10 protein-coding genes are annotated in these 11,837 nt (G+C 51.0%); 8 read left to right on the top strand and 2 right to left on the bottom strand.

All coding sequences use genetic code 11. The features are described 5' to 3' along the window. Positions 1-9: 9 nt before the first annotated feature. Positions 10-1,974, top strand: a complete 1,965-nt coding sequence (locus ACZ45B_RS10585; RefSeq protein WP_024546110.1) for an ABC1 kinase family protein — start codon at positions 10-12, stop codon at positions 1,972-1,974. A gap of 127 nt (positions 1,975-2,101) precedes the next feature. Then, entirely contained in the window at positions 2,102-2,770 is a 669-nt protein-coding gene (locus tag ACZ45B_RS10580) for a cytochrome b/b6 domain-containing protein (RefSeq protein ID WP_024546111.1), read from the top strand. Between the two features lie 112 nt (positions 2,771-2,882). Here ACZ45B_RS10580 and ACZ45B_RS10575 read toward each other — a convergent pair whose 3' ends face one another. Continuing rightward, positions 2,883-3,479, bottom strand: coding sequence for a nitroreductase family protein (locus ACZ45B_RS10575; RefSeq protein ID WP_024546112.1), 597 nt, complete (start codon positions 3,477-3,479; stop codon positions 2,883-2,885). 104 nt (positions 3,480-3,583) lie between these two features. On the opposite strand from ACZ45B_RS10575, the gene ACZ45B_RS10570 reads away from it, so the two are divergent. The 3 genes from ACZ45B_RS10570 (at position 3,584) to acs (ending at position 7,918) form a co-directional block, all read left to right on the top strand. Continuing rightward, positions 3,584-4,249 carry a nuclease-related domain-containing protein gene (locus tag ACZ45B_RS10570; protein WP_024546113.1) on the top strand — a complete coding sequence of 222 codons (666 nt, stop codon included), beginning with the start codon at positions 3,584-3,586 and terminating at the stop codon, positions 4,247-4,249. A 124-nt stretch (positions 4,250-4,373) separates the two neighbouring features. Next, positions 4,374-5,765, top strand: coding sequence for a tetratricopeptide repeat protein (locus ACZ45B_RS10565; RefSeq protein ID WP_038027916.1), 1,392 nt, complete (start codon positions 4,374-4,376; stop codon positions 5,763-5,765). A 188-nt stretch (positions 5,766-5,953) separates the two neighbouring features. After that, the gene (acs, locus tag ACZ45B_RS10560) at positions 5,954-7,918 is read left to right on the top strand and encodes an acetate--CoA ligase (protein ID WP_024546115.1); all 1,965 of its coding nucleotides are present in this window, start codon (positions 5,954-5,956) and stop codon (positions 7,916-7,918) included. Between the two features lie 125 nt (positions 7,919-8,043). Here acs and ACZ45B_RS10555 read toward each other — a convergent pair whose 3' ends face one another. Continuing rightward, the gene (locus ACZ45B_RS10555) at positions 8,044-9,252 is read right to left on the bottom strand and encodes an ABC transporter substrate-binding protein (protein ID WP_024546116.1); all 1,209 of its coding nucleotides are present in this window, start codon (positions 9,250-9,252) and stop codon (positions 8,044-8,046) included. Positions 9,253-9,640: 388 nt separating this feature from the next. On the opposite strand from ACZ45B_RS10555, the gene ACZ45B_RS10550 reads away from it, so the two are divergent. The 3 genes from ACZ45B_RS10550 to petP are packed head-to-tail and all read left to right on the top strand — an operon-like array spanning position 9,641 to position 11,728. Next, complete coding sequence (locus tag ACZ45B_RS10550; RefSeq protein ID WP_024546118.1) at positions 9,641-10,147, top strand: bifunctional nuclease family protein; 507 nt, start codon at positions 9,641-9,643, stop codon at positions 10,145-10,147. 27 nt (positions 10,148-10,174) lie between these two features. Further along, positions 10,175-11,491 (top strand): recombinase family protein, encoded by a 1,317-nt coding sequence (locus tag ACZ45B_RS10545; RefSeq protein WP_024546119.1) that lies wholly within the window; start codon positions 10,175-10,177, stop codon positions 11,489-11,491. Positions 11,492-11,533: 42 nt separating this feature from the next. Then, positions 11,534-11,728, top strand: a complete 195-nt coding sequence (gene petP / locus ACZ45B_RS10540) for a cytochrome b6f subunit PetP (RefSeq protein ID WP_024546120.1) — start codon at positions 11,534-11,536, stop codon at positions 11,726-11,728. The last annotated feature ends 109 nt before the right edge of the window (positions 11,729-11,837 follow it).

Genomic DNA, 11,837 nt, shown 5'->3' with positions numbered 1-11,837 from the left:
GGATAAACTATGCCATACCAGACTCGCACCCCCGCGACCCCAGTCACCGAGCCAAATCCCCTGGCGTCCGAAACATGGCGTTACAATCCTGAGGCGATCGAAGCTCGGTATAAAAATGAGCCCTTTGCCGTTTTGGGGCGCCTCCTCACAATCATCACCAGTTTTAGTAGTCTCCTGATCAATATCTGGTGGGCCAAGGCGATCGGCACCAATAAAAATCCCAAAACCCAAAAACAACAAGCGGACCAACTAAAGCGAATCCTCACGAAGCTCGGCCCCACCTACATCAAAATCGGCCAAGCCCTCTCCACTCGCCCCGACCTTGTCCCCCCCGTTTATCTCTCAGAACTCACCAGCCTACAAGACCAATTGCCTTCTTTCCCGAATGCGATCGCCTTCCGCTTTATCGAAGAAGAATTGGGCCAACCCCCAGAAGAAATTTATGCCGAGATTTCAGACCATCCCCTCGCGGCCGCATCCCTCGGCCAAGTGTACCAAGCGCGTCTAAAAACCGGCGAAAAAGTTGCCGTCAAAGTCCAACGCCCCGACCTCCAACAACGGATTAACCTAGATATCTTCATCATGCGGCGCATCGCCCGCTGGCTCCAGAACAACATCAAGCAAGTCCGCTCCGATCTCATTGGGATTACCGACGAATTTGCCGCCCGCATTTTTGAAGAAATGAATTATTCCCAAGAAGGGCGTAACGCTGAACGGTTTCAGCAATGCTACGGCGGCATGAAAGAAATCTATGTCCCCAAAATTTACTGGGAGTACACAGGGACAAGAGTCCTCACGATGGAATGGCTCGATGGCACTAAGCTCACCAACCTCAAAGAAGTTGCTGCAAAAGGCATCGATGCAACTCACCTGGTAGAAGTAGGGGTAGAATGCTCTCTCCGACAATTATTAGAATTTGGCTTTTTCCACGCCGATCCCCACCCCGGCAACCTATTAGCCCTCGATGACGGCCGCCTTGCCTACCTAGATTTCGGCATGATGAGCACCATCGAGCCCTACCAACGCTATGGACTGATCGAAGCCGTTGTTCACCTCGTGAATCGAGATTTTGAGTCCCTTGCCCATGACTACGTTAAACTCGACTTTCTCAAGCCAGACACAGATTTAACCCCCATCATTCCGGCCCTGAGTACTGTTTTTAACAATGCCCTAGGGGCCAGTGTCGCCGAGTTGAATTTTAAAAGTATCACCGACCAAATGTCGGGAATTATGTATGAATTTCCCTTTAAAGTACCTGCCTACTATGCCTTAATCATCCGTTCGATGGTGACCCTCGAAGGGATCGCCATTGGGGTTGATCCCGAATTTAAAGTCCTCAGTAAAGCTTATCCTTACGTCGCGAAGCGATTGTTGACAGACAACTCGCCAGAATTGCGCCATTCTCTCAAAGACTTGTTGTTCAAAGATGGGAGTTTTCGGTGGAATCGTTTGGAAAATCTGCTGAATAACGCTAAAGATTCGGCAGAATACGACCTTAAAGGGGCTGTTAACCAAGGTATCGACTATATCTTTTCAGAGCGGGGGGAATTTATCCGTGAACGCCTCGCTGAAGAAATTATTCAATCGGTGGATGTTCTAGGACGCAACACATTCCAGAACATCACAAGCCTATTGCAGGAACAACTGGGCCAAAAGCCAATCCAAAGTCGTTCTGGGACAATGGGAGCGGAAGACCGCGCTAATTTGGTCCATATTCAAAATATCTGGCGTATCTTGCAGGAAACGCCGGACTTTGACCCAATGTTTATTCTGCCCCTCATTCCGAAAGTGCTGATGAAACCAGAAACCCAGCAACTGGGTCAAAAAATCGCAGAGGGTTTGTTACAACGGGTGGCAGCTCGCTTCATTCGCAACGTGTTGTTAGCAGACCAGCCGTCAGGAAATAAAAGCACTGCCCATGAGGTAATGCGTTATCCGGGGCCCTTGCCTTTGCCAAAGTCTGCACTGCGATAATCCGAGGAGCGTTTGCAAAAAAGTCTTTTATTTAGTTCCTTAGAACTGAATAAAATCCAGAAAGCGCAATTGTTTTAGGGTATTCTCCTAGCGACTTAAAATTAATCTATAATTTCTCCTAACGAACATGACACTGCAGACCAAACCCTACCAACCTCTTTTATTGCGCGTTCTACACGGTTTAGTCGCCTGTCTGGTGCTGTTGGCATTGGGTACAGGTTTTTGGGTCTATGATCTCTATGATGGGCGTTGGGGTGCTCTGGGCTTGCCTGAAATGGGCGATATGCAAGGAATCCATGGCACGATCGCCGTCACATTCTTTCTTCTATTGCCTTTATTTGCCTTGTATAGTTTTCGCTTGGGCGATCGCCGTTTGTTGCAACCCAACTCCCTGGGTCAATTGGCCATGGTGGGGAAACCGGCGGGGTGGGTCGCGCTCCATCGTTTAGCCAATACAGCGATGCTTTTGGCAGCAACTTTCGCGGTGGTCACCGGCCGAATGATGAAGGAAGAATGGCTCCCAGCGGGGGAAATTGACCACAAAGCCTATGTGATGCACCTTGTGGCTTGGGTCGTTATGCTTGGGGCCGTTGCTTTACATCTATTGTTGGGGGTAAAGGTTGGCGGTGTTCCCCTTTTAACTTCCATGGTGAGTGTGGTTTGGCGGGAAGGCGATCGCCCCCAACAATGGCTCAAGAGCTTCAAGAAAAAACAGAACACCGGAGTATTGCAAGTCTTAGAAATTTTCGTTGCTGGGGGAATTCTCTTCGCTCTGGTGGTGCCTTTATTTGCCTGATAAATCTAAGCGACAGTTCATCATTATCGTCTTAGAGGTCCGAGATCCTCCCCTAGTATCTTCAAGGAAATTTCAAGGGGAGGATGTCGTCATCTTACATTTTTGAAACGCACTAAAAATAGGAATGCCCCCAGGTTTGGGTAAAGGTAATTTCTGTTAGAGGCTTACGGCTGCGGGGACCTTCTTCCCGTTCTCGGAGAGCCTCTGGGAGGGTCGTAGGATCGCCGGGATAACCAATTGCCACCGCTGCGGCGGGCTCAAAGCCTGTGGGGATTTGGTAAACCGTGCGGGCTTTTTCTTTATCAAAACCACCCATTTGACGGACTCGCAGACCCATGGATTCTGCTTGAATCGTCAAATTACCCAAGGCTTGGCCCACATCATACATTCCGTAGGGATTCGGGTTATCATTGCGGGTAAAGTTCGATTTGCCCACAGAAATCATCAAAATATAGGCATTTTTCGCCCAAGCTTGGTTTGTTTCCACGAGGCAGTCTAACATTTTGCCATAGGCAACAGGGTCAGCTTTTGTAGCAATCAAGAATCGCCAAGGCTGTTCATTAAAGCAAGAAGAAGCCCAACGAGCGGCTTCTAAAAGGCTGCCGATTTTGTCTGTTTCCACGGGGCGATCGCCAGCGAAGGCCAGGGTGCTAAACCGTTGACGGAGGAGAGGATGAATTGGATATTGGGTGTGAGCGAGTTTTTCCATGGGATCTAAGACAAAATAGTGAGCAAAGGAAAACAAAATTCCAGCTTTAGGATAACGACTTTTTGGGATGTTTGTAGCTTGAAACTTATCTGGGCTAGTTAGTTATGGTTGCGTCTTCCCCTAAACCAGCGGGTCAAAATGTACGTCGTTTGGCTTTCCAGCGTCGGGTCCAATCTTGGCGGGCTTTTGGGGCAGCAGTGGGGCTGCCGATTTTGGTGGTGTTTATGTTTCCTGTTTTGGCGATTGGCCTGGGGTTTATTGCGGCCATTGTGATCGTGGCGATCGCCGCCTTTGGCGCCTTAGGATTTATTTTTCGGGGTTTAGATCTCTGGCAAGCCGCTAACCGAGCTGTGCAGGGGGCTAGGGCTGAGGAAAAAGTTGCAGAAATTTTGAAAGAATTAGAACCCAAGGGCTGGGCTTTTGAATACGGGATGCGCCTAGACCATGGCCTCGGGGATGCCGATGTGATTTGTGTTTCGCCCCAACAAAAAACCTATGTGATTGATGTGAAATCCCATAAAGGGACTATTATTTTTCAAGATCATCGCCTCTGCCGCCGAATGGGACGGACGATTTACCCTTTTAAAAAGGATTTTTTGCAAATTGTGATGAAACAAGCACTCCAGGTGCGAGAACGGAAGAAACTAGACTTTGTCACACCCCTGCTGGTTTTCACGAGAGCACAGTTAGCGGTTTCCCACAAAAAAATTCGGGGTGTTTATGTGATTGCCCAGGCAGATTTAGTGACAAAGTTACAGGAACTCGGCTAATCCTGTTGGCAAGATAAACCCTCTCTGCGACCACGGCTAAAGCTTGTGCCTCAGCGAGCAAAAACTGGAAACAATTTCCCCTGTTTTATATTCAGGAAACATATCCCCTGGCCTCAAAACCCATATGTCGTCCCACTGTTTTCAACTGTCTATTTTGGCCCTGAACGATCATCAGTATCAACTGCAGTTGGAATTGGCGATCGCCTTGGATGCGGAACCGACCCTCGCGGTTGTCACTTGGCAACCGGAGCAATGGCTTGCCACTTGGGGCGACTACCCCTTAGAAACCTGGGGCGACATTTTATTCGAGGCTCTATTTGTGGGGGATATCCGGGACCAATGGGAAGATACTCTGGCGATCGCCCAAACCGATCATCTACCCATTCAAGTAACCTTGGCTTTGCCACCGGGGATTTTGTGGTTTCTCCCCTGGGAAGCGATGTTCATGGGGGCCGAATATGAGCATGTACAATTTTTACGCCGCCAGCTCCCGGAATATGACCAGGCCGCCCCAACCAAAACTAACCAACAAAATCTAGACATGGATTTGCCTTGGCTCACTAGGGTTGATCCCGATCCGGAGGAAGATTTGACATTTATCCAGGATATTTTTGCCAATGTACCGGATAAAACTTTCTTTGTGACTCCAGAATCATCTTCTCTTCCGGTCAGTAAACCAGCCGTAGCGCCAGAACGCAAAGTTTTGAGCCGCCGCACTTCTATTCTGGGTTTCGGTTTAATTTTGGCGATCGCCACAGGGGGAATTCTGCTCGGGCAACATTTACAGCGGTCTGTCCCCGAGGAATTAGATCCCAGTGCTAGCCCTGGCATTGTTCGGCTCACGAATACGGCCCTCAAAAATACAGAAAGCACAGAATTAGCGGCGCTTTTGGAGACAGAAATGGCTCAGGCCAATTGGGGAAATGTCCAAACGGTGGTTGAGATACTGTTAGATCGCGGTGCTTTTACTGCGGTTGAGCCATTCTTGTTTGGTGGGGCGATCACCTCGGACAATGCCAATGCCACCATTGCTTTTTTGCGGGGCCGCTATCTTTGGCAAACGACCTTAGGCTCAACGGGGACTGGTGTGGCCATGGCTACCTCCGAGATGGCGATCGCCCCAGCCCAAGCCCAGTGGGAAAGGGGACTGACCTATCAGCCTAATAATCCAGAAAGCTTGATGGCCTTGGGTTTTGCCCATTATGTCCGGGGGGAATATGAAATCGCCAATGAATATTGGTATCGTGCCCTCTCCGCACCACCTTCTCTGGCCCTGCCGCCGCCGGCCCAAGCACAAATTTATGCAGGTCTTGCCCTCGGGATGTATCAAATCGCTCAAACCCAAGGTGACCCTGAGCAAGAAATTTTTTTCGGGAAAGCCCAAAAGTTGCGAGCGATCGCCCTTGACCTTGATCCGACTCACCTCCAACCCCAAGTTCTCAAAGGACAGTGGCTCTGGAATGCTGAGGCGATCGCCACTTGGCAAAATCTTCTCACCCTAGCGCCAGAGGGCTAGTTGGCTTAAAAATCTTTCTTACGAGAAAAGAGAAGATTGCCCCCCTGCAAGCTTCTTGCTTAGGGAAATGTGCTTGTTCAAGTTTTGGAAAAACCTTGCAAACCATTACGGCTTAATGATTTCCCCATCGGACGGGCCGGACTTGGGAGACAATAGAGGCAAATAAATCCCACGATAACAATCCCGTTATGTCCGAACAAAACATTGAATCAATCCTCCAGGAGCAACGCCTCTTTTCTCCGAGCGCAGCATTTTCGGCCCAGGCCCAAATCAGTAATTTGGAGCAATACCAAGCTCTCTATGACCGGGCAAAAAATGACCCCGAAGGTTTTTGGGGTGAACTGGCCGAACAAGAATTAGAGTGGTTTGAAAAATGGGACAAAGTACTTGATTGGCAGCCCCCCTTCGCGAAATGGTTTGTTAACGGCAAGCTCAATATTTCCCATAACTGTCTCGATCGCCACCTAAAGACCTGGCGCAAAAACAAAGCAGCCTTGATCTGGGAGGGGGAACCTGGTGACTCTCGCACCCTCACCTATGGCCAGCTCCACCGGGAAGTGTGCCAGTTCGCCAATGCCATGAAAAAACTAGGCGTTAAAAAAGGCGATCGCGTGGGCATCTATATGCCGATGATCCCCGAAGCGGTAGTTGCCCTGCTTGCCTGTGCCCGCATTGGCGCGCCCCACACCGTGATCTTTGGGGGCTTTAGCGCCGAAGCCCTCCGCAGTCGCCTCGAAGATGCCGAAGCGAAACTGGTGATCACCGCCGATGGGGGTTTCCGGAAAGATAAAGCCGTTGCTCTCAAGGAGCATGTGGATGAGGCGATCGCCGACCACCATGTCCCCAGTGTCGAAAACGTCCTCGTGGTTCAACGCACCAAGGAGCCTGTCCAGATGGAAGCTGGCCGCGACCATTGGTGGCACGATTTACAAAAAGAAGTCTCCGCTGACTGCCCCGCCGAGCCGATGGATGCCGAAGATATGCTCTTTATCCTCTACACCAGCGGCACCACCGGCAAACCCAAGGGCGTTGTCCACACCACGGGTGGTTACAATCTCTACACCCACATGACCACCAAGTGGATTTTTGATCTCAAAGATGACGATATTTACTGGTGTGGCGCCGATGTGGGCTGGATCACCGGTCACAGTTACATTACCTATGGCCCCCTTTCCAATGGTGCTACGGTGCTGATGTATGAAGGGGCACCCCGGGCTTCCAATCCCGGTTGCTATTGGGAAGTGATCGAAAAATATGGCGTCACCATTTTCTATACTGCCCCTACGGCAATCCGGGCCTTTATCAAAATGGGCGAAGAAATCCCCAACAAATATGACATGAGCTCCCTACGCCTTTTGGGAACCGTCGGTGAACCGATTAACCCCGAAGCTTGGATGTGGTATCACCGGGTCATTGGGAAAGAGAACTGTCCCATCGTTGATACTTGGTGGCAGACCGAAACGGGCGGGGTGATGATTACGCCGCTCCCTGGGGCAACACCGACGAAACCGGGCTCCGCAACGCTACCGTTCCCCGGTATTGTCGCGGAAGTAGTGGATCTCGACGGCAATGCTGTGGGCGCCAATGAGGGCGGTTATCTCGTGGTGAAACAGCCCTGGCCTGGTATGATGCGCACCGTCTATGGCAACCCTGAGCGCTTCCGCTCCACCTATTGGGAGCACATCGCCCCGAAGGATGGCCAGTATCTCTACTTTGCGGGAGATGGGGCACGGCAGGATGAAGATGGCTATTTCTGGATTATGGGGCGCGTCGATGATGTACTGAATGTGTCCGGTCACCGCCTCGGCACCATGGAAGTGGAATCGGCCCTTGTCTCTCACCCTGCCGTTGCGGAAGCGGCGGTGGTCGGCAAGCCTGATCCGATTAAAGGGGAAGATGTATTTGCCTTCGTCACCCTAGAGGGAACCTACAGCCCCAGCGATGACCTAGTGGCAGAATTAAAGGCCCATGTGGTCAAAGAAATTGGGGCGATCGCCCGACCGGGAGAAATTCGCTTTGCCGATGTCATGCCCAAAACCCGATCTGGAAAAATCATGCGTCGTCTATTGCGGAACCTCGCCGCTGGCCAGGAAATTGTCGGTGACACTTCAACCCTCGAAGACCGTAGCGTCCTCGACCAGCTCCGTGGCTAATGCTCCCTTGGGGACACTCCCCTAGCCCCTCCTGTGGAAGATGACAGAAAAAGGTTTCCCCCTGGGGGAGTTAGAGGGGGGTCTCCCCTCCCTTTTTTCCCCAAGGAGAAATTAAAGGAGAATGACTAATTGGTAGGGATAAACGCAAAGCGTCCCTGCTGACCCGATTCATCCATTTCGATTTGGGCCACGAAAAACTGCTGCTGGATGATGTCGCCTTCGGCGGTAAAAGAAATATCTCCCAGGGGTGTGGTGTAGGTTCCCGCGAAAATCTCATCCCGCAGTTGTCGGCGCAGATCTGCGAGGGAAAGGGTATCTAAAGGCGTTTTGGCATCCAAACTCCGGAGGGCTTCCACAAAGACTTGAATGGCGGTAAATGCCTGGGCGCTAAATTGGGGGGGGTCCTTTTGATTTTTCTCAAAATAGGCTTCCCGGAAAGCGCGGTTAATGTCATTATCCAGGTCGGCACTGTAGGCTTGGGCCACCAAGACCCCATCACATTGGGCTTGGCAAACCGGGAAAATATTCGAGGTGTTCAGGCCATTACCGCCGACAATTAAGCCGCCATAACCCAATTCCCGTAACTGTTTGACCAAATTACCAGCATCGGCGGCTAAGCCAGAAATAATCACCAAATCAGGTTGAGCATTGATCGCTGCGGTAGCCTGGGCTTGGAAATCAGTATCCGTGGTCTGAAATCTTTGCACCGTGACAATTTCAAGGTTGAGGTCTCGGGCCGCCGCTTGGAAAATTTCAGTTTCTGAATTGCTGTAGGCATCGTTTTGGGCATAAAGCACTGCCACCCGCTGCAGATCAGGATTCAAAGTCAGGGCATAGGCTAGGGCATTGGGGGCAACGACAGAAACCGGGGCAGAGACGCGGCCCGTAAATTCTCCGATTTGGGGGATCCCTTCGGCAGTATTAGACGGGCCAAGTACAGGCACCTGGGCCCGTTCAGCAATGGGATTAGCGGCAAAGGCTTGCTGGGACAAGGTTGGCCCCACAATGCCCACCACTTGGTTTTGGTTGATGAGGGTATTGAAGGCGTTAATCGCCCCCTGTTCATCGGCCGCAACATCTTGGGTGATGATCTTGATGGGCTTGCCGTTGACTCCGCCATTGTCGTTGAAATAGGCTTCGGCAATTTGGCCGCCGAGAATCTGTTCTTGGCCAAAAAGAGCAACATTACTGGTTTGGGCCACCGCTAGACCGAGGGGAATTTCTTCTGTGAGATTACCCTGACTGTCAGAGGGATTGGGGGCATTACAGGCAATTACCAAGACTGCTGTCAGAAAGGCGATCGCCCCCTGGAAAAACCGTCGATACTTAAACATAAAAATTTTTTGATGGCGCTTTTGAGCAGACAGACATCTCAGGATACTCCTAAGCTCTTTTCCCTTCAATATGCTACCCCTGTCATGGCGTCAAATCGGCCCAGCTAGAGACAAATAAGGGCTGTAAAAAAGCCAGAGATCAGCAGTGCCAACCCAGAAATAATCCCGATTTCTTGGAGTTCTTGTTTGAGTTTCATCCGTCGCTGGCCTCCTCGTAAAGTTTGGCGCAAATGTTAACGTAAGTTGAGCCTACCTTTCTTATTTTTAAGTATAAATACTCAAGCATTATTTGACCACCTTTTGCGCCGGGGGAATCGGGTAGGATACTAGTAATAAGAAGTTTTTGCCGAGCGCCCCTAATCCTGTTTCCCATCGAGGCTCAGAATCCATGATTGAAATGCACGTTGCTGGGATTGCCCTAGATGCCATTACCCGGAGTCCGATTATCCTCCTGAAAGATGATTCTGAACGCCGTGCTTTGCCGATCTACATTGCCCAGGATCAGGCCCGTTCGATCATGAATGTTCTGGATCAGAAAGTGCCGCCCCGTCCTCTCACCCATGATCTTTTTATCAGTCTCTTTGATGTGTGGGATTTAACCTTAGAAAAAGTCATTATCCATGCCCTTGAAGACCATACTTTCTATGCGGTGCTTTGTACCCGCCAAGGTGCATTGGCCCAGGAGATCGATTGTCGGCCCAGTGATGCGATCGCCATTGCCCTGCGCCTAGACAGTCCGATCTGGGTCGTAGAAGAAGTGATTTCGGAAGCCTCCATTCCCGTAGACCGCGACGCAGATGAAGAAGAACGGCGAGCTTTCCGGGAATTTGTTGATCAAATTAGCCCCGAAGACATTATTCGCCACAGCCAATCGGCGAATCCGGAAGAGAGCTGATCCCTAAGAATTTTTGTTTAGGCTGCGATGACCATTTTTGCCTACAGCTATAGCGACCCGCTCTTGGGGGATGAACCAGTGCCATGGGGGGAAGAAGTCGATCGCCATTACAGTGATTTGGGGCAGCGCCATCAATTCCAGGCGCTCCTGACAGACCTGGCCACTGATTGCCCAGATTATTTGCTTCTGCGTCGCTTAGATGAGCTGGGGGATAACTTAGCAGAAATTGGCGATCGCCTCCAGCATCTCGAAAATTTTGCCCTCCAAGTGATTGCCACAGAGCCGCCCTATCAGACTGGGATAACCTTAGACAAAGCAGACCTTGGTCAACTGTTTCGCACCATGGGCGATCGCCTCAGACAACAAAAAATCCAACGGGGCCATGCCAAAAATCGTCGCCAATGTCTGCCTCCCCCAGGCCGCGCCCCCTACGGCTATAAACGGGGCCAAGACCGCTATTTAATTGATCGCAGTACTGCCCCTGTGGTGAAGGATTTTTGTGAACATTTTCTGCTGTTTGGTTCCCTACGGGGGGCTGTGCGCCACCTGGAACAACGGTTTGGGAAAAAAATTGCCGTTTCTACAGGCCGCAACTGGTTGACCAATCCCGTCTACCGGGGCCATCTCCACTATTGTGACGGCAAGACCATGCTGAAAACCCACGCCGCCATTCTCAACCCCGGTGAAGCAGCCCAAATCGATCGCCTGTTGCGCCGTAACCGCTCCCTCGCGCCCCGTAGTGCCAGTGCGCCTCGATGTTTAGCCGGCTTAGTGCAATGTCAAAATTGCGGCAGTGCCCTCACCATCGCCCGGGTGACCCGCCGTCACCAGGCCCAAGAATATCTCTACTTACGGCCCTTAACCTGTCCCCAGACTCCGAAATGTCGGGCGATCGCCTATGACCAAGTCTTTCAAGCAACCATTCAAAAAATCTGCCAAGACCTACCCAATCTCACCCAACAGTCCCAAGGCCCTGCCCCCAGGGAGCAACAAGCCCAGCTCCAGGCAGAAGTACAGCAAAAAGAAGCCCTGATCGCGGCCCTCCCAACATTGGCTGCCCAGGGAATTTTTGACCCTGATACTGCTGCCCAGCGCCGTTATACCCTCCACAATGAGATTGCTCAACTCCAAGCACAGCTCAATCAGCTCCCCCCCGCAAACCTCCAAGCGATCGCCACGACACTCAGCCTCGAATCTTTTTGGTATGACCTCTCCGAAGTCGAACGACGATTTTATTTACGGGAATTTCTCGCTCAGATTCAGATCCAACGAACTGGGTCCCAAGAATGGCAAATCCAGCTAAACTTCAATTTTTCGACCAGTTTCCGATACACTGAAAGTTGATTAAAATCATCCTTTAACCTAGTAGTACATCAAAAAATCGGCATGGAAATCGGGCAAAAAGTACAAGTTCACCGCTTGCGGGATCGTGGCGGCAAAGATCTTGTCGACAAACTTGGTAAAGTCGGCACCATCACAGACTTTCGCGTGACCGACGGCAGTGGCATTGGGGCAGTTGTAACCTTCGAAGACAAAACCACCACCTGGTTTTTCGGGGATGAACTGCGTCCTGCCTCCTAAAGCAAACCCCTCAATGCCAGTAGAGCATTTCATCACTGGCTCCCATTGGCGTCTCCCACGGGGGGCGTTTTTTCGTCGAAAGTAAATGCGAAAAAACAGAGAAACTTTT

This window comes from Picosynechococcus sp. NKBG15041c (assembly GCF_055380235.1).
Note: the sequence above shows the minus strand (reverse complement) of the source record. Positions and strands in the feature narration are given on the sequence as shown.

Excerpts from the sequence above, each read along its gene's own strand:
- ACZ45B_RS10585 (WP_024546110.1), top strand. The coding sequence starts at position 10 with ATGCCATACCAGACTCGCACCCCCGCGACCCCAGTCACCGAGCCAAAT.
- ACZ45B_RS10580 (WP_024546111.1), top strand. The coding sequence starts at position 2,102 with ATGACACTGCAGACCAAACCCTACCAACCTCTTTTATTGCGCGTTCTA.
- ACZ45B_RS10575 (WP_024546112.1), bottom strand. The coding sequence starts at position 3,479 with ATGGAAAAACTCGCTCACACCCAATATCCAATTCATCCTCTCCTCCGT.
- ACZ45B_RS10570 (WP_024546113.1), top strand. The coding sequence starts at position 3,584 with ATGGTTGCGTCTTCCCCTAAACCAGCGGGTCAAAATGTACGTCGTTTG.
- ACZ45B_RS10565 (WP_038027916.1), top strand. The coding sequence starts at position 4,374 with ATGTCGTCCCACTGTTTTCAACTGTCTATTTTGGCCCTGAACGATCAT.
- acs (WP_024546115.1), top strand. The coding sequence starts at position 5,954 with ATGTCCGAACAAAACATTGAATCAATCCTCCAGGAGCAACGCCTCTTT.
- ACZ45B_RS10555 (WP_024546116.1), bottom strand. The coding sequence starts at position 9,252 with ATGTTTAAGTATCGACGGTTTTTCCAGGGGGCGATCGCCTTTCTGACA.
- ACZ45B_RS10550 (WP_024546118.1), top strand. The coding sequence starts at position 9,641 with ATGATTGAAATGCACGTTGCTGGGATTGCCCTAGATGCCATTACCCGG.
- ACZ45B_RS10545 (WP_024546119.1), top strand. The coding sequence starts at position 10,175 with ATGACCATTTTTGCCTACAGCTATAGCGACCCGCTCTTGGGGGATGAA.
- petP (WP_024546120.1), top strand. The coding sequence starts at position 11,534 with ATGGAAATCGGGCAAAAAGTACAAGTTCACCGCTTGCGGGATCGTGGC.